Here is a 20,100-nt window from a genome sequence, read left to right as displayed (position 1 = left end):
CGATGAAGTCGATCGCTGCGCCGCTTGCAGACGTCGATTACAGAAGGACGCTGCAATTTTTCCAGCTCGTAGAATGGGGAGAGCACTTGCGAAACCCATCATGTTTAGTCTCGCAACAAGGCTCTCCATCCTACGAGCTTAGAGCCGTGCCGCCCTGCGCTTCAAAACATCGCCGATTATAATCAGAGCGCGAACCACGCCAGCACGGCGATGACCGGGAGAATGGCGACGCCGAAAAGCAGCAGGGGTGCGGGCTCGTTGCCGGTGCGGTCACTCATGACGGCCTCCGAAAGGAAAGCCCCGCAGCGGCGGCGCCACGGGGCTGTCAGTGTCGGCATGCAGGGGGGGGAGAATGCCGGCACCAAGTATTTGGTGAATTCCGATTTGTCGGACTTTAGTTACGGTGACAGTGCACTTAATGCCGCTCTACGCCGAGCGTGGATCGGGCCGCAGAGCGAGCAGGTGGCGATGGAATTTAGCACCGTCACCGAATTTACGAATTCAAGCGCGTCGCTAGCGAATAACGCCCGCCGCATCGTCCTCACCGGGAATCAACCAATCGACCGCGAGCAGGCCGGCCTCAAGGATGACGAAGGCGGCAATGCCGCCGAGCAATCCGAAGAAAACAATCGAATAGATCGCGAGCAAGATCGCGCAGAAGACGTCCGCAAGCACCTTGCAGGTGCGTTGCGCTTGGTCCTGCCTGGATGAGAAGTACGGCATCCGGCTCCTCCAGAATTTGCGCCAGTCTAATCAAAACGGCGAGCGATCATCTGTTCCCTGCGGGAAGCAGGGCGCGCAAATGCGCCAATCGCTCACGCAGCCTTCTCGACTCCCTTCGCGATGATCGCGACTTCAAAATAGCCCATGTCGCGAAGCTCGGCGGCCTTCTTCTCGGCCGCTTCCCTGGTGTCTCGTTTCAAGATGATCTGCCCGGCACCGTCGCGGGCGCAAACGAAATAAGGCATTTTCGATTCCCAATTTCGTTTGCATACACACGGACCCGGATTCCTGCAATTGTACGGGTCACTCTTCCAGCCCGGCCTTTTGCCGCATCTTGTCGATCAGCTTGGAGGCCTCGGCCTTGGTCAGCTCGTCCTCGGGCGGGGTCTGGTGCGCCTGCTCGGCGAGGGTCTTGAGGTAGGATTCCTGGGCTGCCGTCATCGGATCGTCGCCGGAAACCCAGTCTTTCGGATCCTTCTGGGTGTTGTCGGCCATCGCGCATCTCCTTTTCCGTCTCCGTACAACGTCGGACTCGACTCTTCGTTCCGTTTTTGTTCTCATGAGCCATATTCAAATCGCGAGGCGGAACATGCCGGACCTGGAGACTGTCAGGCGGGAGATCGAACGGATGCGCATCCAGATGGGCAGGCAGCGGAAGGAGATCCTCCAGCTGCAGCGGGCAGGTCTCGGGACAGCCTCGGCCGAAGCGCTGCTGTCGCGGATGGATGCGAAGGTGGAAGGTCTTTGCGCGCAGCGTGACGCGCTGAAGGCGGCGCAGCCGCGCGCGACCAGGGGCAGGGTGCTGGGCGGGAGGACATGGTGAGCAGGCGGTGGTTCGACGACGAAAGAGAGTTGTCGCCGTTCCTGACTGCGCTCGAGGACGTCCGCCGAAGAGCGACGCGGGAAGGGTGGTGCTATGCCCACGTCCAGGCCATCATCGTGGCCATCGACCAGTACGCGGAAGCCGCGACCGGCAATCGCGAGTATTTTTTGAACAAGCCGGTCTCGATTGGTGATAGCCGGAAGGCCGGGGACATTCCGTAGCGGGAGCTGCTTAACGCGTGGGTCGTGGCCGTTGAACCCCGCCGACGACGGCGCGACCAATCGTTATGCTTCAAGCCCTGCTCAGCGCAATCGTGGATAACCTGTTTGCCGCATCGAGCGCCGTGGTCAGGCTTTTCGGCCTGGAGAACGCCGTCGAAATCGCGACGGCCGTCTTCGGTCTCGGCTGTATCGTGATCGGCTCTGCAGTGTTCTTGCTGGAGCACTGACGAAGGAGCGTCGTAAAGACGATCACCTTGCTTGCCGTGGCGATGACGCCGGCCTGTGCCGACACCTTCGCCGCCTGCAACTAGGCCGCAATCCGTTGTTCGACCGGGGCCGTCAGCAGCTTGAGCGCCTGGGCGTGTTGCAGGTCGGGGACCGCGATGGCCGTGTGGCTGTAGATCGCATGGCTCCGCGAATTTGCAATCGTGTCCAGGATCTGGTTGCCCTTGATGACGTGAAGGCCCATGCCTTCGTCAGTGGGGAAGATCGCCAGCACCACGTCATAGGCCGTGATGACGGCTCTGAGCGCTTCGGCCTTGTCTTCGGCGACGTCGATGAAAACACGAACATCGGCCGCGAGTTCGCGCAGCTCGTTAAAATCCAGCACTGTCAGGATACTCCAACGCAACGATACTGATCAGAGCTTGGCGGCGTTAGGTTACTGAAGTGTCAACAAGGCAGGCCGAGCCACAAGTTTCACGTTGAGTGACTTCACCTTCTAGCGTTTTGCTCCCTCGTTGCGAAGCCGGGCCTCCGTGGCCTCGTCCACGAGGTTCAAGGCGAGGCCGTCATAGCTCAGCTTCAGCCCGCGGCCGACGATCCATGTCCATCCCTCCCGGTCCTTGCTGGCTTGCGCGTTGAACTGGTCGGAGATCGATTTGACGGCAGCGTCCGGCGGCCACGGATTGTTCAAGGTCGCATTGACGCGCCGGATCGGGTGCCTGGCGTCGGCCTCGTCGCTGTCGACCGTGACCTTGGCGCCGTTGATGTCGCATTCGAGGCTGTAGGAGCCGCGGCTTTGGCGGCAGAGATAGTGGCGTTGACTGACGAGCTTTGTGGTCTCGTCAAACGTCATCCCGGGCGAGAAGCCGAAGATGTCGGACTTTTTCACGAGGGCGAGGGACGTAGGCTTCAGGAAGCTCGGCTGGATCGCGACGAGGGCCGCCACGACGATAACGATCAAGCCTGCGACGACGATAGCGACCTTCATGAGCACCCCGCGAGAAACCTTCAGACCATTATAGTCGGCCGGGGCGTTCTGCCATGCCTCAAAAGCGAAAACCCCGCCTGGGGGAAGCGGGGCTCTCTGGTGGGGTGAAGCTTAGGGACTTCATTGATAAGACGCGCCAGCGGCAAAATGGTTCAAAAAGAAACTGCATGTCCTGCGGCATCTTGCACAGGAAGACGGGAACCTCACGGAAGCCCTGCTTGCGTTTTCGCCCTCGATGGGGTCTAAGCCCCGTCACTTCATGGCCTCTGGCATGAGATCAGCAGCGCGCCCCCCGCGCTTCAAGCCGCGTCCACAGCAAAGTTGCTCGCGCGCACAAAAGGAATTCAGACATGGCGAAGATGACGAAGACCCAATTGATTGATGCAATTGCCGAGGGCACGCAGCTTTCGAAGAACGACGTGAAGTCGGTGATCGAGTACATGGCCACCGTCGGTTACAAGGAGCTCAACGAGTCCGGCGAGTTCGTCATTCCCGGCTTCGTGAAGATGTCGGTCGTGAACAAGCCGGCGACCGAAGCCCGGATGGGCGTCAATCCCTTCACCAAGGAGCCGATGCAGTTTGCCGCCAAGCCCGCGAGCAAGTCGGTCAAGGCCTCGCCGCTGAAGGTGGCCAAGGACGCCGTCTAAGGCGCCGGCGATGTCGTTGCGGCGGGTTTTTTCACGAACCGGCGTAACGATCAACGGCACAAGGTGATGCTCGGCGACGGCGATGCCGAACATCACCACGACGATCAGCACGAACCACAGAGAACCTCAAGAGAAAAACCCCGTGCTTTCGCACGGGGCTCTTCTGGCTGACGACGTTGGGATTTCAGCGCCTGGCCGCCAGCCATACGCCTAACTTAAAATTGAAAATCCAAAAAGCAACAGCGCCGCGATGACGGAATATGTTCGTCTACCGCGGCGCTGCCATATGACTGGGCGCTGAAATCCCCAGCTTCCATGAGTCCGTGCGGCGCCGAAAAGGTTCAACGTGACATGAGGAAAATCACCCGGGAGGGGCTGGACTTTTTGTTCTCATTTTGTTCTAGTGAGGTGCCTTAGGTTAGCTAGACCGCTTGGAGGTGACTCATGACCGTCGAAAAGCAGCGCGAAGTGATCAGGCTCTGGAACGAGCTCAGGAAGCTCGAGGGCCCGGCCGCAGAAGAGCTCCGCATCCAGATCCTGGAATGCTTCTCGCAGAACGGCAAAACGAAGCGGGCGGCTTGATCGGGCGGCTTTCGCAGCGGGGCGTAGGATGACGACACACCCGCCCGAAGCTTGCTTCGGCGAGGTTGCCGGATCGGCCGCGAAAATTCGCCGCCGACGTCTTGGGAACGAACATCTGCCATCAGCGTTCGGCCTGCATGACATGCCCGCGCTGCGCCAGGCCGATGATCGCGATCTCCGCCAAGAGCTTCCGATGCGAACCTTGCCGCGAGATCGTCATCGTGTTCGCGGTCGTCTCGAAATTCCTGTCGCCGAAGATCGCGCCGACGACCGCTGAAGAGGTTGAGTCGCACGCCTTCATCGATCGTTAGGAATCGCTTCCCTGCCGACTTTCCGACTCCGATTCGTTCTTCGAGAACGAAATGGAGTCGGATGCAGAACACGCCCGCCGGAGGCGAAGCGGCCGCGCGTGTCGGAACGAGACAGCGTGAGGCTTCGCACAGTCCGGTCCACGTCTCATCGTTAGGGAGTGGGACGATGATGCTGCGACGTGAGCGGATCGTCGCGCGCGTCATCCGCACGTTTTGTTAAGACCTGCTCCGCGCCGATTTCTTCGATTCCGATTCGTTCTTCGAGAACGAAATGGTGTCGAAGCTGGAACAAAGCCGGCCGGCAAGTCCCGAGCCAGCCTCGGCTTTGCGCGATACGGAAAGCGGCCGGCCGTGACAAAGGATGCGTTGCGCAAACTCCTAACGATCATTTGCGCGGAAGCCAATAACCCTATTCGGTTAGGTTAAAAGCCCAATCGCGTTGCGCTTGCCGCTGCATGGGATAGGTGTCTGGCAACGACAAGCAAGAAACGATTTAGCCAAGAAGCCATTTTGTCATGACACCTTTTTCAGAGCCGTCATTTTACCAAGGCGACCGGCACACTTACCGGCGTGTCGCCACGGTCGGCGCGCTGTTCTGTCTCGCTTTCGTGGTGATCAGCTTCTCGCTGCGGCCTCAGGTCGAGGACACGCGCGTTGCGGTCAAGGCCGACCGACTGGTGCGCACCGCGGGCCAAGCGCCGCACGCCAATTAGAGCGGCGCACGCCAGTCAGCGCTTGTCGCTATAGACGTGATCGTCGGCCGGCGCCTGCGAGCCCGCGGCGCCGCGCGAGGCAAGCACCACGAAGCCGGCATAGCCGGACAGGTTGAGCAAAACTTCGAGCCAGGCGGGCATGTCGGCCTCTTTGCTCTGCATCAGAAAGGACTCAACGTCCGCGCGCAATCCTGGTTCCCTGCTCTCGCGAAGGAACTTTAGACCGGAGAGGGTGGGTCGAACCGCCGCCCGAGGGTCGCAACGGATTCGCTCGACGGCTGCTCTTTCAGGAACTCGGCGATGGCCTGCGCCAGCTCGCGGTCACTCATCGGCGTCGGCGGCGGGTGCAGCGTACCGACCCCGAAGCTGCGAACGATCTCGTCGTAATGTTGATCGTCGGATTTGGGAACCAGCTTGCGGATACGGGCCAGCAAGGCAGATAGGGGCAAACTTTCCTCCTCGATCGTTCGCCCCGCTGGCGGCCATTGCCGGGTGCTGCCATCTGCTCCCTGGAAACTGAAAACCCCGCCAGCATCGCGGAGATACTGACGGGGCTTCGTGCTGTTGCCTCTACCCGGATGGCGGAGGCTCCCGCACTTGAAGAGGTAATGCCCGCCCGGCGATTTCGTTCCGGCTCCATCGAAGTTTTTGCGGTGACCGGTTCCGCATCCGTTGCGCAACCATCGCGGGCGCTCCTCGTTATCTCCGCAAGACGCGAAGGAGGACAGCATGAAGAAGACACTGGCAGTTCTGGCCACCGTCGCAGCCGTCGGCGTGAGCGCGGTTGTAGCCCCGGCGCCTGCCGAGGCGCGTGGGCGCGGCATCGGCCCGGGTCTCGCATTCGGCCTCGCCGCCGGCGCGATCACCGCGGGCGCGGTCGCAGCGTCACACCCCTACGGCTATTACGGTCCCCGCTACGGCTATTATGACGGACCCAGCTATTACTACGGGCCTGGCCCCTACGCTTATTACGGCGGCGGGCCGTACTACCGGCACCATCACCACTGGCGCCATTGGTAACTAGCAAGCGAAAAGCCCGGAGCGATGCTCCGGGCTTTTTTCATGCGCATCGATCAGATGCGTTTTACGGCCAAAGCGAGGGCCGTTCGACCTTACGGGCGTTCTCCAGCGTCGACACGAAATACTCTTCGCGCTCGCGCTTGAATTTTTCCTGCGTGGCACGGAAGGCGGCGACACGGGCGGCGATCTCATCGCGCTCACGGGCTTTGCGTTCTTCGTCTTCGGTCATGGCCATCCCCTCGGTTTTGCTGCTGAGCTCAAGCACTGCCGCCGCATCATCTTGAGTCGCATTTACACATCCATTGATGCTCCTGAATGGGGCGTCAATGGGGAGGAGGCATTGCAGGATTGTGATATGCGAAGGCCGGAAAAAATTGCCGAGCTCTTCGCGTTAGCGCTTGATAAGAGCGTCAACAATCTTGCCGCTTGGCTTGGTTGCTGGCAGGGCAAAACGAGTCGGGAGGCCGCGATTGATTGCACCAGATCTTCAAAGCGGCGTTGAACGGCTCGGCGACATGATCGCCGAGGCCAGGACCATCGCGCCGTTCACCGGCGCCGGCATTTCGACCGAGTGCGGCATTCCCGACTTCCGCTCGCCGGGCGGAATTTGGACGCGCTATCGTCCGATCGAGTTCGGCGAGTTCGTCGCCAGCCAGGAAGCGCGCAATGAATCCTGGCGCCGCCGTTTTGCGATGGAGGAGGTGTTTGCGACCGCAAAGCCCGGCCGCGGCCATCGTGCGCTGGCCTCGCTCTACCGCGCCGGCAAGGTTCCAGCCGTCATCACCCAGAACATCGACAATCTGCACCAAGCCTCCGGCTTTGCCGACGAGCATGTGGTTGAACTTCACGGCAATACCACTTATGCGCGCTGCATCGGATGCGGACAGGCCTATCCGCTCGACTGGGTGAAGCGTCGCTTCGACGACAACGGCGGCGTCGCGCCCAATTGTACCGCCTGCGAGGAGCCGGTGAAGACCGCCACGATCTCCTTCGGCCAGATGATGCCGGACGAAGAAATGCAGCGCGCCACCGCGTTATCGCGCGCCTGCGACCTCTTCATCGCGATCGGTTCCTCGCTCGTGGTCTGGCCGGCGGCGGGCTTTCCGATGATGGCGAAGAACGCCGGTGCACGTTTGGTGATCATCAATCGCGAGCCGACCGAACAGGACGACATCGCCGACCTCGTCATTCACCACGACATCGGCGAAGCGCTCGGGCCCTTTGCCGGCAATTGAGGCATCAGTTTGATTCGCGGCTGTGCAAGCTGTTCATAGGTTCCGGCGAATCTCTTTTTTGTCTATGCCTCGCAACCGGGAGTGTTATCTTTTGAGTCGAAAGATTCGCGTCGCGTCCAGTTGAGAAGGTTCTCGAAAGACGCGTGATTCGACGCCGCTGCTGAGGCGGGTCGCATGACAGTGTGGGGTCCGGGGTTATGGGGTCGTCGGACGGATTTGAGTCCAAGAAGCTCGGGGTTCCCGGGCAGGGAGTATCGTCCGGGCGTCCGGGCGAACACGGCAGCGCCGGCCGCGACAGCGCGCTCAGTCCCTTCAGCGGGTTGGGTGAGACCAGCGCCAACCTCGTCGAAGTCCACGGCGTCATCAAATGGTTCGACGCCTCCAAGGGCTACGGCTTCATCGTTCCCGACAATGGCTGGCCGGACGTGCTCCTGCACGTTACCGTGCTCAGGCGCGACGGCTTCCAGACCGCCTATGAAGGCGCCCGCATCGTCGTCGAGTGCATTCAGCGCGCCAAGGGTTACCAGGCGTTCCGCGTGGTCTCGATGGACGAGTCGACGGCGATCCATCCGGCGCAGATGCTGCCGCCGCGCACCCATGTCACGGTCACCCCGACCAGCGGGCTGGAACGGGCCCAGGTCAAATGGTTCAATCGCCTGCGCGGCTTCGGCTTCCTGACCTGCGGCGAGGGCACGCCCGACATTTTCGTGCACATGGAGACGCTGCGCCGCTTCGGCATGACCGAGCTCAGGCCCGGCCAGTACGTCCTGGTCCGCTTCGGGCCCGGCTCCAAAGGCATGATGGCGGCCGAGATCCATCCCGAGACCGGATCGCCGGGATTGCAGTCGCACTAAAGGCGCCGGAATTTAGGGCGCCAAAATTTAGGGCACCAGGTCCCGCAATCGTGAGCAATGGACGCGCGCCGGCTGGCCGGCGCGCCTCTGGCTTTTCTGGCGATCGCCGCGTAAGGACTGTTCCAGTCCCACGCCTCGAGTGCCCCCATGAAATCTGATCGCAAGGACGTCTGGTCCGCTCTGAAGGGCTGGCTTGCCGCCATCCTCGTCATCGCCGGCTGTGCGGTCAGTGCGCCCGCCGGCGCCGCCAGCTTCCAGCCGCTGGAGATCGTCACCAAGAACGGCGTGCAGGTGTTCTCGGTGGAAATGGCGACGACCGCAGAGGAGAAGGAGACCGGCCTGATGTACCGCAAGGAATTGGCGGACGGCAAAGGCATGCTGTTCGACTTCAATCCCGAGCAGGAAATCTCGATGTGGATGAAGAACACCTATGTCTCGCTCGACATGATCTTCATCCGCGCCGACGGCCGCATCCTGCGCATCGCCGAGAACACCGAGCCGATGTCGACGAAGATCATCTCGTCCCGGGGGCCCGCCCGGGCCGTACTGGAGGTGGTGGCGGGAACGGCGCAGAAATACGGCATCCGCCCCGGTGACCGCGTCGGCCATCCTCTGTTCGGCAGCAAATAGGGCGGGCAGGCGAGGGGCGTTGCCAGCCTTGCTGGCGCCAGTTTGTAAGCTTGCTGGCGCCTTTGGAAGCGTGTATCGACGGGGTTCGCCGGACATTCGGGGTATAGCGCAGCCTGGTAGCGCGGCAGTTTTGGGTACTGCAGGTCGTTGGTTCGAATCCAGCTGCCCCGACCAGTCCCGACCTCATCTCATGACGGTAGTCGTCGCGATTTGACAGGCGGATCCGGACCTCGTTTCGCGACCTCCGCGCGATGTTTCAACCGATCGGGTCCGCTGACCGGGACAGAATTGCCGGCGCTGCATCGAACCTTTGGGCGTCGCCACAGACATATCGGTGTTGGGGATTTCAGCGCCCAATGTCTAAACGGACGCCGCCAAGCGATGATATTCCGCTTGCGCGGCGTTGCGCTTTTCGGACGTCATTTGTCAGATGCGGCCGAGCAACCCGACGCGTGCCAGCCCGGCGGAAACGGGACGAACGGCCAGACCGTCTGATTGTCGTTGGCGGCCTGCGGCGGCTCTTGCGCCGGGGTCGTTGCGACCGGCGCCATTTGCAGCGCCAGGCGAAGACGTGCACATTGCAAATTCATCTTGATCGCCCCGGCGAAGCGCCTCGAAATTCAATGACAGAATCTGACGTCAGCTCGATCAAATTGCCACGCGCCCAAGACGGCGCGGCCATCTCAAATCACGAACATTCTAAAAAACCAGGCGCTCTCTTTCAACCGGTTCCGGTCCGAAGCCACGAGAAGTAAGGTTGACCGGTTAGGTTAAGGATCAGCGGTTGTTGCGGCCGCCTTGGCGATCGTTATCAGATCGGTCCCGGCCTGCGATGGGCTGCCTGCAATTCGTGCTCACACGAGGTCACAGTTCGTCGCAGCGCGCGTATCCTGTGAGTTCTGCGCCATGTCTGTCGATCGCAACTTCAAAACCGCCGGTCCGCAAGCGAGTTGGAGCGAGATCTGGCACCTCTGGACCGTGATCGTGCCCCGCCGCTCGATCAACGGGCAGCTCGTCTACGGCAAGGTCTGGCGCCGCCACGACGGCCGCGACTGGATCTACAGGAAATTCACCGAGTTCGACGGCGAGGAAGCGGCCTGACGCAACGCTGGCGTCAGGCGCAAGGTCGTTGGCCTTTGCCTCAGGCCGCCTTCGCCGCGGTTTCCGCCGGCTTGGGCGGCGGCTTCAGCGGCTTGTCCTGCTTCTTCGACCACGAGATGTAATAGGCCACCGTCGTCATGATCGCGATGCCGGCGACGCTGACGAAGATCTGCGCGAGCAGCGAGCCCGAGCTCATCGACAGTTCGAAATGGCCGACGAAGGACAGGAACACGCCGACGCAGAACACGGCGAGCGACTGCTGGCCGCAGACGATCAAGGGATCGAACACCTTCCATTCGAGCCCCGGCCATTCCTTCGGCACGAAGCGGATCACCAGGATCACGATCACGACGAAGTGGATGAAGCGATAGGGCGCGAGGTTGGTCTTGTCGTTTGGGTTGAAGGCCGAGAACAGCCACTCCGGGAACATGCCGCCGAACGTGGGGAAGCGGCCGGCCATGGTCATGACCAGCGCGAACAGGAGATAACCGAGGCAGAGGTAGAGCGTGACCGGCGCGTTGATCAGCGTCATCGAGCGGCGCGCGCCGCCCATCGCACACCAGGCGCCGAACACGAACAGCACCTGCCAGCAATACGGGTTGAAGTACCACTGGCCGGCCGGATAGGCGTTCAGATTCCAGCCGAAGTGACGCGCGACCAGCCACAGCACGATCGACAGCACCATCGTGAGATCGGGCTTGCGCAGCATGAACCACAGCACCGGCGGGAACAGTCCCATCAGCACGATGTAGAGCGGCAGCACGTCGAGATTGAGCGGCTTGAAGCGCAGGAACAGGCCCTGGCGCAGCGTCTCGGTGGCGTTGTCGACGAGGCCGGCCACGTTGAACTCGTTGATCATCTCGCTATCGCCGAAGCGCAGCGCCAGATAGCTGATCGAGGCGATATAGATCACGAACAGGATGATGTGGGCGACGTAGAGCTGCCAGACCCGCTTGGTGAGCCTGGTGGCGCCGACGATGAAGCCGCGGTCCAGCATCATCCGCGCATAGACGAAGGATGCGGTGTAGCCGGAGATGAAGACGAACAGGTCGGCGGCGTCGGAAAAACCGTAATTGCGCGTCGTGATCCAGTTCACGACGTTGTCGGGAATGTGGTCGAGGAAGATCGCCCAATTCGCGACGCCGCGAAACAGGTCGAGCCTGAGGTCACGGCCTTTGTCAGGGAGCGTGGCATTGATGTTCAGGAAGGCCATGCGACGAGAGCTCTCGGAGGGGACGGTTACACTGATATCGGCGAGGCAATGCCGCCGGGCGGGACCCCGGCGCGGAAGGCGGGTACGCAATTGTCACGGTGCAGCATAATGACTATACCGTTGGCGAGGATGCCGGGAGGCCCCGGAATCACCGATCAGTTCCCAATCGGTGTCTCTATACTATCCCTGAGGTTTCCACCAACTGCTACCGTGACGCATCGAAATCGAACGCTAAAGACGAAGAGGCCGGACCGCCAAATGACCGCACGCATTTTCAAGCCCGCCAAGAACGCGATGCAATCCGGCCGCTCCAAGACCAGGGAATGGCAGCTCGACTACGAGCCGGAGCAGCCGCGCGCGGTCGAGCCGCTGATGGGCTGGACCTCGTCCGGCGACATGAAGCAGCAGATCACGCTGCGCTTCGACTCCAAGGAGGAGGCGATCGCCTATTGCGAACGCAAGGGCATCGCCTACCAGGTGATCGAGCCGCAGGATTCGATCCGGCGCCCGGTTGCCTATGCCGACAATTTCTCGTTCCGCCGCGGCGAGCCCTGGACGCATTGAGGGGCCGATCCGGAGCCCGAGACGTCCGTCATGCCCGGGACAAAGGCGAGTGGAAGCGACGCCGTCCTTGACGGCTATGCCCGGCCCTGACGGAGAGAGGCCCGGGCCTCTTGGCACCAATTCCGGCCCATGCTTCGCTGCCTCGCATGACACGACCATAGCGAGGTGGGGTATGGCGGGGCGGGACCAGCTCGACGGCGTCGATCTGAAGATCTTATCCGAGCTGCAGCAGGACGGACGGGTGCGCAACAACGAGCTGGCGCTGCGCGTCGGCGTGTCCGCGCCGAACTGCCTGCGCCGGCTGAAGTCGCTGTTCAGCCGCGGCGTGATCCGGGCGGTGCGCGCGGTCATCGACGAGCGGCGGCTCGGCTATGAGGTGGTGTCGTTCGTCTCGATCCAGCTCGGCAGCCAGGCCCAGCCGGTGCTGGAGGCGTTCGAGAGCTCGATCGCTGCGATCCCGCGCATCCAGCAGTGCTGGCGGATTTCGGGCGACACCGATTATCTCTTGAAATGCGTGGCGCCGAGCGTCGAGAGCATGCGCCAGCAGCTGCTGCATTTCGCCGCAATGCCCGATGTGAAGAACGTTCGCAGCTTCCCGGTGTTGGGTGTTGCCAAGGATGTGCCGCTGCCGTTGCAGGACGTCGCGGCTGTGTCCGCGGGTTAGTGGGCCACGCCAGCCGGCGGCCGGCGTTGCATTTGGATCGCTTTCGACGAAGTGGGAGACGATCTCCGGCTTGTCTCAGCGCAAGCCTCAACCCCTGGCAATGCCGAAGGGTAAATATGTCGGCCCCAAAATTAGACGCGGCCGTGTGAACTCCCTCACAGAGCAACAATCTGCGCGGGTCCATGCTTCCCAGAGGTCGCCCGGATTGTGGCCGGGCCGGATTTTACCCTGGGGGAAGCGCGTCATGGCTCCCAACCCGATTTTCATCAGTCACCGGTCTGAATACGGCCGGACAGCCCGTGCGATGAAGAAGGTCATCGAAACCGCTTCGCATGGACTCATCGATGTCTTCATTTCGGAGGACATCCCGCGCGGCAATGAATGGCGGCCCTCTATCGAGCATCATCTTCGGACAGCGCAAAGCCTGTTTCTGCTTTACGGCGCGCCGTACGAGGACTGGTCCTGGTGCTTTTATGAAGCCGGATATTTTGCCGCCGCAAAACCGGCAGCCATCGATCGCCGGATCTTCTGCCTGATCCGCCCGAACGTGGAGCCGCCAGGTCCGCTCAGCCACTTGCAGATGCTGACGAGCAAGGATCAGCTCATCAAGGAGTTGATCGGCATTTTCGAGAGGAGCGCCATCGACGTCGATGCCAGCGAATTGCGCGGGCTGGTCGGCAAGCTGGATAGCGGCCTGTTCGGCGAGATTCGTGAATTCGACGGCTATCCGCGCGTGCATTTCGTGGCGCCCGACGCCGAACTCGCCCATGGGCAGATTCCACCTGCGGCCCTGTTCACCGGCGACGACAATGTGCTCGGCGATCTCTTCACCATCCAGGCGCAGTCCGTCCCCTGGTGCAAGGTCCAGCGGCTGGCAAATACGGAAACTGGAAGGCAGAACTTCGTCTACAAATGGCTTGAGGAAACCGCGCAGATCCTGCTTGCGGCGCGCGAGAACGAGTTCGTTGCGCCGCAGGCCGTGCTGATCGGGCGCGGCGGCCGGCGCTATCGGACCTTGCTGCACCGAGCTCGTATCCAGGGTGATGGCGATTATCGCTGCGAGTTCCTGGCGATCGAGGAGGTCGGCGGGCCGCTGACCGGATTGTCGAGCAAGCAGCTTTCGCTCTTGACCGCCATCCGCATGGGTTACCGGTTCAGGTCCGAGATCATCCAGAAATTCTCTGCCGACGCGCAATCGTCCGACGAGCGCGAGCGCCGGATCCAGCAGATCCCCCGCGTGATCGAAGATCTGACGGTTGAATCGCGGACACGCGGCAATATCAGTACGGAGGACTTTCTGGCGGCATTCGACGACGTCGAAAGCGAGAAGATGTCGCGTCTATTGAACCACTGGCCGATCCTGGCACGCGAGATGTACCGATCACTGGGGCTGTCGACCGATGGAAAGACCGTCATTCGGCCGGGCCTTGTCGGTTCGGACGTCGAACGTTACCGTACGGTCATCAATGCCATGCGACTGCTCAACATCGAGTTCCTGTCGCGGAGCTGCGCGCGCGTCGCACAGATGATGAAGCGATCCGAGCAGGAATTGACCGACAACGCCAAGGCGCTCGACGACGCCGTCAAGATGCTGATCGGTTCTGACATCGAGACGGCGGCGTGACGCCTGCGCGTCTCACCGGTACCGCCCCCGAAACTCGCGCGGACTTGCGCCGGTCCAGCTGCGAAAGGCGCGTGAAAAGCTCTTTTCGTTGCGGAAGCCGGCGATCTCCGCAATCCGCTTGATCGGCGTGCGGCCGCGCATCAGCTCCTGTTTTGCCAGTTCGAACTTCGCCTCTTCCTTGAGATCGCGCAGCGAGGTCGCTTCCTCGCGCAGGCGCCGATGCATGGTACGGGTGGAGAGGGCTAGTTCGCTCGCGACGTCCTCGGCCCCGAGGCTGCGTCCACGGGCATTGCGGAGCACGCGGCGGACACGCTCGATCAGCAGGCGGTCGCGCCGATAGGGCAGCACGGTCAGCCTGAGCGCGCCCTTGAGCATGTTGTCGAGATCGGCGGCGCTGCGCGTGAGCGGCAGCGCGAGATAATGCTTGTCGAAGACGATGCGGGCGCGGTCCGCGTCGAAGCGCATGGTCTTGCAGAAGATGGTCGGATAGACCGAGACGTGGCCGGGCTGGGGGTAAGGGAATTCCGCCGCGCGTAGCGCAATCGCGGAATCCACCGCCCAACAAGAGAAGCCGAGCGCGTAGCGGAGCAGGGTGACGAGGCAGAATTCGCGCAAGGGCCCGAGGTCGCGCAGCTCCCGGATGGACACCACAGCGGTCTCTTCGCCAACCTCGAGATCGAGCAGCACGTCTTCGGTGAGCAGGCGATGGTGCCGGCACCAGCGTTTGAGCGCGACTTCCAGCGTCGGCGCCGTGATCGAGGCGCGGCACAGCATGCCATAGGTGCCCCAAGGCAGCCGGCGCGAGAACCAGCCGAGCGCCTCGTCGTCGAGCTCGCGCATGGCATGGCCTGCCAGGGCCTCGAACTGGGCGGCCGTGACCCGTCCATCCGGAGAATTGACAAGGTCTGGCGCTACCTGACCCCGGCTGAGCGCCTCGGCCGGGTCGCGCCCGTAGCGCGCATAGGCGGCAACCACGCCGCGGACAAAGGCGGCGGGGGTCACGGCGCGGCGCGGGATCGCGGTTGCGGCTTGAAAAGGCATCGGAATTCCTTCCGAAAAATCCTCGCTAAGTTTGGCGGAAAATGCAACCTTTTCGACCGCAAGAGGGCTTCGATACCGGTAGGTTCGAAGGCCAAAAATACGGAGGAATCGCCTTGAACATCCCGAGCATCGATTTCGATCTGGGCGAAGACATTGGCATGCTGCGCGATACGCTTCGCGCTTTCGTGGAGGCGGAGATCACTCCGCGTGCCGCCGAGATCGAGAAGGCTAACCTGTTTCCGGCAGACCTCTGGAAGCGCCTTGGCGACCTCGGCCTGCTCGGCATGACCGCGCCGGAGCAATATGGCGGCTCCAACATGGGCTATCTCGCCCATATCGTCGCCATGGAGGAGATTTCGCGCGGCTCCGCCGCCGTCGGCCTGTCCTACGGCGCCCATTCCAACCTCTGCGTCAATCAGATCCGCCGCAACGGCAACGACGCGCAACGGCAGCGCTATCTGCCGAAGCTGATTTCCGGCGAATATGTCGGCGCGCTCGCGATGTCCGAGCCGGGGGCCGGCTCTGACGTTGTCTCGATGAAGCTGCGCGCCGACAAGCGCGGCGACCGCTACGTGCTCAACGGCTCGAAGATGTGGATCACCAATGGCGGCGATGCCGACGTGCTGGTGGTCTACGCCAAGACCGACCCGGAGGCGGGTCCGCGCGGCATGACCGCTTTCCTCGTCGAGAAGGGTTTTAAGGGCTTCACCCACGGCAAGCATCTCGACAAGCTCGGCATGCGCGGCTCCAACACCTATCCCTTGTTCTTCGACGAGTGCGAGGTGCCGGAGGAGAACGTGATGGGCAAGGTGGGTGAGGGCGTCAAGGTGTTGATGTCCGGCCTCGACTATGAGCGCGCGGTGCTCTCTGGCGGCCCGCTCGGCATCATGGCGGCCTGCATGGACGCAGTGGTGCCCTACATGCACGAACGGAAACAGTTCGGCCAGCCGATCGGCGACTTCCAGCTGATGCAGGGCAAGCTCGCCGACATGTATGCGACCTGGCAGGCCACGCGCGCCTATGTCTATGCGGTGGGTCGGGCCTGCGACCGCGCCGATCACGCACGCAGCTTACGCAAGGATGCGGCTGCCGCGATCCTCTATTCCGCGGAGAAGGCGACGTGGATGGCCGGCGAGGCAATCCAGGCGCTCGGCGGCGTCGGCTATACCAGCGAATTCCCTGTGGGGCGTCTCTGGCGTGACGCAAAACTCTACGAGATCGGCGCCGGAACGTCCGAGGTTCGCCGCATGCTGATCGGCCGCGAACTGATGGCCGAGACGGCCTAGAACCTTCACCCAATTGGAATCATCATGCCGCTCCATTCCAGCATCGATCCGTCTTCCCAAGACTTTGCGCGCAATTCCGAGGCCATGCGCAGCCTCGTCGCGGACTTGCGCGAAAAACTCAGTCAGGTCGCCGGCGGCGGCGGCGAGGTCTCGCGCAACCGCCACACCGCGCGCGGCAAGATGCTGGCACGCGAGCGCGTCGACCTGCTGGTCGATCCCGGCACCTCGTTCCTGGAGCTGTCGCCGCTCGCAGCCTACGGCCTCTATGGCGGCGACGTGCATTCGGCGAGCGTCGTCACCGGGGTGGGGCGCGTCTCGGGCCGCGAATGCGTGATCGTCGCCAACGACGCCACCATCAAGGGTGGCACCTACTATCCGATGACGGTGAAGAAGCATCTGCGCGCCCAGGACATTGCGCGGCAGAATAATCTGCCCTGTGTCTACATGGTCGATTCCGGCGGCGCGTTCCTGCCGCTGCAGGACGAGATCTTCCCGGACGAGCGCCATTTCGGCCGGATCTTCTACAACCAGGCGCAGATGTCCTCGCAAGGGATCCCGCAGATCGCGATCGTGATGGGCTCCTGCACCGCCGGCGGCGCCTATGTCCCGGCGATGTCGGATGAGAGCATCATCGTGCGCAATCAGGGCACCATCTTCCTCGGCGGCCCGCCGCTGGTGAAGGCCGCGACCGGCGAGGTGGTCAGCGCCGAGGAGCTCGGCGGCGCCGACGTGCATTCGCGGCAGTCGGGCGTGACCGACCATTACGCCCAGAACGATGCCCACGCGATCGGCATCGCGCGCCGCATCGTCGGCACGCTGAAACCGTCGGTGCGGCCGAACCTCAACATGCACAAGCCGCGCGATCCGCTGTTTGCGGCAGAGGAGATTTATGGCGTGGTGCCCGTCGACGGTCGCAAGCCGTTCGACGTACGCGACATCATCGCCCGGCTCGTCGATGGCTCGGAGTTCGACGAGTTCAAGAAGCTCTACGGCACGACGCTGGTGTGCGGCTTTGCCCATATCTGGGGCTATCCGGTCGGCATCATCGCCAATAACGGCATTCTGTTCAGCGAGAGCTCGCTGAAGGGGGCGCATTTCATCGAGCTGTGCTGCCAGCGCGGCATTCCTCTTGTTTTCTTACAGAACATCACCGGCTTCATGGTCGGCAAGAAATACGAGGCCGGCGGCATCGCCCGCGACGGCGCCAAGCTGGTGACGGCGGTCGCGACCGCCTCGGTGCCGAAATTCACGGTGGTGATCGGCGGCTCCTATGGCGCCGGCAATTACGGCATGTGCGGCCGTGCCTACTCGCCGCGCTTCCTCTGGATGTGGCCGAACGCGCGCATCTCGGTGATGGGCGGCGAGCAGGCCTCGATGGTGCTGAGCCAGGTCCGGCGCGACAATATCGAGGCCAAGGGCGATAGCTGGTCTAGGGAGGAGGAAGATAAATTCCGCGAGCCCATCCGGGCGCAATATGAGAGCCAGGGGCATCCGTATTATGCGACCGCGCGTCTCTGGGACGACGGCGTGATCGACCCGGCCGACACGCGCCTCGTGCTCGGCCTTGGTCTCTCGGCGGCGTCGAATGCGCCGACCGAACCGACGAAATTCGGCCTGTTCAGGATGTGATGATGGACCGCTCAAAGCTCTACCGGCGTTTTCGCACCCTCCTGATCGCCAACCGCGGCGAGATTGCCTGCCGCGTCATCCGCACCGCGCGCGCCATGGGCTTGCGCACGGTCGCGGTCTATTCCGAGGCCGACCGCGACGCGATGCATGTTGCGCTCGCGGACGAAGCCGTGCTGCTCGGGCCTGCACGGGCCCGCGACAGCTATCTCAATGTCGAGCGGCTGATCGAGGCCGCGCGCAAGACCGGCGCCGAGGCCGTGCACCCCGGCTACGGCTTCCTGTCGGAGAATGCCGAATTCGCGCGGGCTTGCTTCGATGCGGGCCTTGTCTTCGTCGGCCCGACCGCCGGGATGATGACGGCAATGGGCTCGAAGTCCGGTTCGAAGGAGCTGATGGAAAAGGCCGGCGTGCCGCTGGTGCCCGGCTATCACGGCGAGGCACAGGACGATGCGACGCTTTCGAAGGCCGCAGAGAAGATCGGCTTTCCCATTCTGGTGAAGGCCTCTGCCGGCGGCGGCGGCCGCGGCATGCGCATCGTGCGTTCGGCGGACGAGCTTGGAGCTGCGATCGTCAGCGCCAAGCGCGAGGCCAAGGCCGCGTTCGGCGACGACCGCATGCTGATCGAAAAATATGTCGACAATCCCCGGCATATCGAAGTGCAGGTGATCGGCGACAGCCACGGCAATCTCCTGTCGCTGTTCGAGCGCGAGTGCACCTTGCAACGCCGCCACCAGAAGGTGATCGAGGAGGCGCCGTCGCCGACGCTCAACGCCGCGCAGCGCGAGACCGTCTGCGCTGCCGCGCGAAAAGCGGCTGGCGCGGTGAACTATGTCGGGGCCGGCACCATCGAGTTCGTCTCCGACGGCAAGGACGTGTTCTTCATCGAGATGAACACGCGTCTGCAGGTCGAGCATCCCGTGACTGAGCTGATCACGGGCATCGACCTCGTCGAATGGCAGCTGCGCGTCGCCTTCGGCGAGGCGCTGCCGCTCAAGCAGAACGAGATCAAGCTCAACGGCCACGCCGTCGAGGCACGCGTCTACGCGGAAAACCCGACCAAAAACTTCATGCCGTCGGTCGGCAGGATCTCGACCTGGCGGTTGCCGACGGAGACCGGCGGCCTGCGCATCGACGCCGGCTATCGCGAGGGCGATACGGTGTCACCGTACTATGACGCCATGCTTGCCAAGATGATCGCATGGGCACCGACGCGCGATGTTGCAATCGAGCGGCTGAACCGAGGGTTGGAAGAGTCCGACGTTCGCGGCATCGTCACCAACATCCCGTTCCTGTCGGCGCTGATGACGCATCCGAAGCTGCGGACGAATGCGATCGATACCGGTTTCATCGAGCGCGAACTTGCGGTGCTGACACAGGCCGCGCCGGCGCCGGGTGAGCTCGAACTCTGCGCCGCTGTCGCCGCTGTCATCAACGAGGAGCAGCAGACGGCACGAGCGCAGGCGAATTCGCCCTGGCAGACTTTCGGCTGGCAGCCGGTCGGCCGCCGCCAGCGAAATTTTGCGTTCCGGGTCGGGCACGGGGCCGAGCAGAAGATCACGCTGAACTACGGCAGCGGGCTGTCGACGTTGGTGATCGGTGAACGCGAGCTGGCCTTCGCGATCGCGTCGCGCGAGGGCGGCTTCCATCTCACACTCGACGGCGTCAAATCCTCCGTTGCGGCCGTGATCGACGGCCATGAGCTGTATTTGCGCACGCGCAACGGCCGGTTCGACCTGCACTGGGTCGATCCGTTCGGCGGCGAGAGCGAGGAACATGTCGGCGAGGACAAGATCGCGGCCCCCTTGCCGGGAACGGTCGTCGCGGTGCTCGCCGAGGAGGGCGCGACGCTCGAGAAGGGCGCGCCAATCCTCACCCTGGAAGTGATGAAGATGGAGCAGACGCTGCGCGCGCCCTATGCGGGCTTGTTGAAATCCATCAAGTGCAAGGTCGGCGACATCGTGCAGGAGGGCATCGAGCTCGCCGTGGTTGAGCCCGCGGGAGAGTGA

Annotated in this window: 28 protein-coding genes and 1 tRNA gene; 20 read left to right on the top strand and 9 right to left on the bottom strand. The window is 62.7% G+C overall.

What is annotated here, in order from left to right; genetic code table 11:
- Nucleotides 1–276 precede the first annotated feature (276 nt).
- Nucleotides 277–711, top strand: a complete 435-nt coding sequence (locus IVA79_RS12565; protein WP_247553287.1) for a hypothetical protein — start codon at nt 277–279, stop codon at nt 709–711.
- Nucleotides 712–815: 104 nt separating this feature from the next.
- Here IVA79_RS12565 and IVA79_RS12560 read toward each other — a convergent pair whose 3' ends face one another.
- Together IVA79_RS12560 and IVA79_RS12555 are read right to left on the bottom strand one after the other, a co-directional pair.
- Nucleotides 816–968 (bottom strand): hypothetical protein, encoded by a 153-nt coding sequence (locus IVA79_RS12560; RefSeq protein ID WP_247553286.1) that lies wholly within the window; start codon nt 966–968, stop codon nt 816–818.
- A gap of 58 nt (nt 969–1,026) precedes the next feature.
- Nucleotides 1,027–1,218 carry a DUF3072 domain-containing protein gene (locus tag IVA79_RS12555; RefSeq protein WP_247553285.1) on the bottom strand — a complete coding sequence of 64 codons (192 nt, stop codon included), beginning with the start codon at nt 1,216–1,218 and terminating at the stop codon, nt 1,027–1,029.
- A 94-nt stretch (nt 1,219–1,312) separates the two neighbouring features.
- On the opposite strand from IVA79_RS12555, the gene IVA79_RS12550 reads away from it, so the two are divergent.
- The 3 genes from IVA79_RS12550 (at nt 1,313) to IVA79_RS12540 (ending at nt 1,994) form a co-directional block, all read left to right on the top strand.
- Nucleotides 1,313–1,546, top strand: a complete 234-nt coding sequence (locus IVA79_RS12550; protein ID WP_247553284.1) for a hypothetical protein — start codon at nt 1,313–1,315, stop codon at nt 1,544–1,546.
- Nucleotides 1,540–1,767, top strand: coding sequence for a hypothetical protein (locus IVA79_RS12545; protein WP_247553283.1), 228 nt, complete (start codon nt 1,540–1,542; stop codon nt 1,765–1,767). Before IVA79_RS12550 ends, IVA79_RS12545 begins: the two co-directional genes overlap by 7 nt.
- 65 nt (nt 1,768–1,832) lie before the next feature.
- Nucleotides 1,833–1,994, top strand: coding sequence for a hypothetical protein (locus IVA79_RS12540; RefSeq protein ID WP_247553282.1), 162 nt, complete (start codon nt 1,833–1,835; stop codon nt 1,992–1,994).
- An 80-nt stretch (nt 1,995–2,074) separates the two neighbouring features.
- Here IVA79_RS12540 and IVA79_RS12535 read toward each other — a convergent pair whose 3' ends face one another.
- Together IVA79_RS12535 and IVA79_RS12530 are read right to left on the bottom strand one after the other, a co-directional pair.
- Nucleotides 2,075–2,377 carry a hypothetical protein gene (locus IVA79_RS12535; RefSeq protein ID WP_247553281.1) on the bottom strand — a complete coding sequence of 101 codons (303 nt, stop codon included), beginning with the start codon at nt 2,375–2,377 and terminating at the stop codon, nt 2,075–2,077.
- A gap of 111 nt (nt 2,378–2,488) precedes the next feature.
- Nucleotides 2,489–2,980, bottom strand: coding sequence for a hypothetical protein (locus IVA79_RS12530; protein WP_247553280.1), 492 nt, complete (start codon nt 2,978–2,980; stop codon nt 2,489–2,491).
- A gap of 350 nt (nt 2,981–3,330) precedes the next feature.
- Between IVA79_RS12530 and IVA79_RS12525 the strand changes: the two genes are divergently transcribed.
- From IVA79_RS12525 to IVA79_RS12510, 4 genes are all read left to right on the top strand, one after another.
- The gene (locus tag IVA79_RS12525; RefSeq protein ID WP_018323108.1) at nt 3,331–3,627 is read left to right on the top strand and encodes an HU family DNA-binding protein; all 297 of its coding nucleotides are present in this window, start codon (nt 3,331–3,333) and stop codon (nt 3,625–3,627) included.
- A 444-nt stretch (nt 3,628–4,071) separates the two neighbouring features.
- Nucleotides 4,072–4,209, top strand: a complete 138-nt coding sequence (locus IVA79_RS12520) for a hypothetical protein (RefSeq protein ID WP_247553279.1) — start codon at nt 4,072–4,074, stop codon at nt 4,207–4,209.
- Between the two features lie 28 nt (nt 4,210–4,237).
- Complete coding sequence (locus IVA79_RS12515) at nt 4,238–4,486, top strand: hypothetical protein (protein WP_247553278.1); 249 nt, start codon at nt 4,238–4,240, stop codon at nt 4,484–4,486.
- Nucleotides 4,487–5,035: 549 nt separating this feature from the next.
- The gene (locus IVA79_RS12510; protein ID WP_247553276.1) at nt 5,036–5,233 is read left to right on the top strand and encodes a hypothetical protein; all 198 of its coding nucleotides are present in this window, start codon (nt 5,036–5,038) and stop codon (nt 5,231–5,233) included.
- A 15-nt stretch (nt 5,234–5,248) separates the two neighbouring features.
- On the opposite strand, the gene IVA79_RS12505 is transcribed toward IVA79_RS12510, so the two are convergent.
- The gene (locus tag IVA79_RS12505) at nt 5,249–5,395 is read right to left on the bottom strand and encodes a hypothetical protein (RefSeq protein ID WP_247553274.1); all 147 of its coding nucleotides are present in this window, start codon (nt 5,393–5,395) and stop codon (nt 5,249–5,251) included.
- A 56-nt stretch (nt 5,396–5,451) separates the two neighbouring features.
- Nucleotides 5,452–5,682 (bottom strand): hypothetical protein, encoded by a 231-nt coding sequence (locus IVA79_RS12500; protein ID WP_247553272.1) that lies wholly within the window; start codon nt 5,680–5,682, stop codon nt 5,452–5,454.
- Nucleotides 5,683–5,962: 280 nt separating this feature from the next.
- On the opposite strand from IVA79_RS12500, the gene IVA79_RS12495 reads away from it, so the two are divergent.
- Nucleotides 5,963–6,253, top strand: coding sequence for a hypothetical protein (locus tag IVA79_RS12495; RefSeq protein ID WP_247553269.1), 291 nt, complete (start codon nt 5,963–5,965; stop codon nt 6,251–6,253).
- Nucleotides 6,254–6,317: 64 nt separating this feature from the next.
- Here IVA79_RS12495 and IVA79_RS12490 read toward each other — a convergent pair whose 3' ends face one another.
- The gene (locus IVA79_RS12490) at nt 6,318–6,518 is read right to left on the bottom strand and encodes a hypothetical protein (protein WP_247553267.1); all 201 of its coding nucleotides are present in this window, start codon (nt 6,516–6,518) and stop codon (nt 6,318–6,320) included.
- Between the two features lie 205 nt (nt 6,519–6,723).
- Here IVA79_RS12490 and IVA79_RS12485 point away from each other — a divergent pair, with 205 nt between their 5' ends.
- The 5 genes from IVA79_RS12485 to IVA79_RS12465 all read left to right on the top strand — a co-directional run bounded on the left by IVA79_RS12485 (nt 6,724) and on the right by IVA79_RS12465 (nt 10,073).
- A complete protein-coding gene (locus IVA79_RS12485; RefSeq protein ID WP_247553265.1) occupies nt 6,724–7,488 on the top strand; it encodes an NAD-dependent protein deacetylase in 765 nt (254 codons plus the stop codon).
- Nucleotides 7,489–7,685: 197 nt separating this feature from the next.
- A complete protein-coding gene (locus IVA79_RS12480; RefSeq protein ID WP_247553263.1) occupies nt 7,686–8,342 on the top strand; it encodes a cold-shock protein in 657 nt (218 codons plus the stop codon).
- A 147-nt stretch (nt 8,343–8,489) separates the two neighbouring features.
- The gene (locus IVA79_RS12475; RefSeq protein WP_247553262.1) at nt 8,490–8,972 is read left to right on the top strand and encodes a DUF192 domain-containing protein; all 483 of its coding nucleotides are present in this window, start codon (nt 8,490–8,492) and stop codon (nt 8,970–8,972) included.
- Nucleotides 8,973–9,069: 97 nt separating this feature from the next.
- Nucleotides 9,070–9,146 (top strand) — tRNA-Pro (locus IVA79_RS12470).
- A gap of 732 nt (nt 9,147–9,878) precedes the next feature.
- A complete protein-coding gene (locus IVA79_RS12465) occupies nt 9,879–10,073 on the top strand; it encodes a hypothetical protein (RefSeq protein ID WP_247553261.1) in 195 nt (64 codons plus the stop codon).
- 40 nt (nt 10,074–10,113) lie between these two features.
- On the opposite strand, the gene IVA79_RS12460 is transcribed toward IVA79_RS12465, so the two are convergent.
- Complete coding sequence (locus tag IVA79_RS12460; protein WP_247553260.1) at nt 10,114–11,286, bottom strand: OpgC domain-containing protein; 1,173 nt, start codon at nt 11,284–11,286, stop codon at nt 10,114–10,116.
- A 258-nt stretch (nt 11,287–11,544) separates the two neighbouring features.
- On the opposite strand from IVA79_RS12460, the gene IVA79_RS12455 reads away from it, so the two are divergent.
- The 3 genes from IVA79_RS12455 to IVA79_RS12445 all read left to right on the top strand — a co-directional run bounded on the left by IVA79_RS12455 (nt 11,545) and on the right by IVA79_RS12445 (nt 14,138).
- Complete coding sequence (locus IVA79_RS12455; RefSeq protein WP_247553259.1) at nt 11,545–11,850, top strand: ETC complex I subunit; 306 nt, start codon at nt 11,545–11,547, stop codon at nt 11,848–11,850.
- Between the two features lie 172 nt (nt 11,851–12,022).
- A complete protein-coding gene (locus IVA79_RS12450) occupies nt 12,023–12,514 on the top strand; it encodes an Lrp/AsnC family transcriptional regulator (protein ID WP_247553258.1) in 492 nt (163 codons plus the stop codon).
- On the top strand, nt 12,468–14,138 hold the full coding sequence (locus tag IVA79_RS12445; protein ID WP_247553257.1) for a toll/interleukin-1 receptor domain-containing protein: 1,671 nt from the start codon (nt 12,468–12,470) through the stop codon (nt 14,136–14,138). The genes IVA79_RS12450 and IVA79_RS12445 overlap by 47 nt, the downstream gene beginning before the upstream one ends.
- A gap of 12 nt (nt 14,139–14,150) precedes the next feature.
- Here IVA79_RS12445 and IVA79_RS12440 read toward each other — a convergent pair whose 3' ends face one another.
- Entirely contained in the window at nt 14,151–15,179 is a 1,029-nt protein-coding gene (locus IVA79_RS12440) for an AraC family transcriptional regulator (RefSeq protein ID WP_247553256.1), read from the bottom strand.
- Between the two features lie 113 nt (nt 15,180–15,292).
- Between IVA79_RS12440 and IVA79_RS12435 the strand changes: the two genes are divergently transcribed.
- From IVA79_RS12435 to IVA79_RS12425, 3 genes are read left to right on the top strand one after another with little or no spacing between them, the layout of a single operon-like run.
- On the top strand, nt 15,293–16,465 hold the full coding sequence (locus IVA79_RS12435) for an isovaleryl-CoA dehydrogenase (RefSeq protein ID WP_247553255.1): 1,173 nt from the start codon (nt 15,293–15,295) through the stop codon (nt 16,463–16,465).
- Nucleotides 16,466–16,489: 24 nt separating this feature from the next.
- A complete protein-coding gene (locus IVA79_RS12430; protein WP_247553254.1) occupies nt 16,490–18,094 on the top strand; it encodes a carboxyl transferase domain-containing protein in 1,605 nt (534 codons plus the stop codon).
- A 2-nt stretch (nt 18,095–18,096) separates the two neighbouring features.
- Nucleotides 18,097–20,100: an acetyl/propionyl/methylcrotonyl-CoA carboxylase subunit alpha gene (locus IVA79_RS12425; protein WP_247553750.1), complete on the top strand. Its 2,004-nt coding sequence runs from the start codon at nt 18,097–18,099 to the stop codon at nt 20,098–20,100.

It is taken from the genome of Bradyrhizobium sp. 138, assembly GCF_023074075.1.
Lineage (GTDB): Bacteria > Pseudomonadota > Alphaproteobacteria > Rhizobiales > Xanthobacteraceae > Bradyrhizobium.
This window is presented reverse-complemented; position numbering and strand designations above follow the sequence as displayed.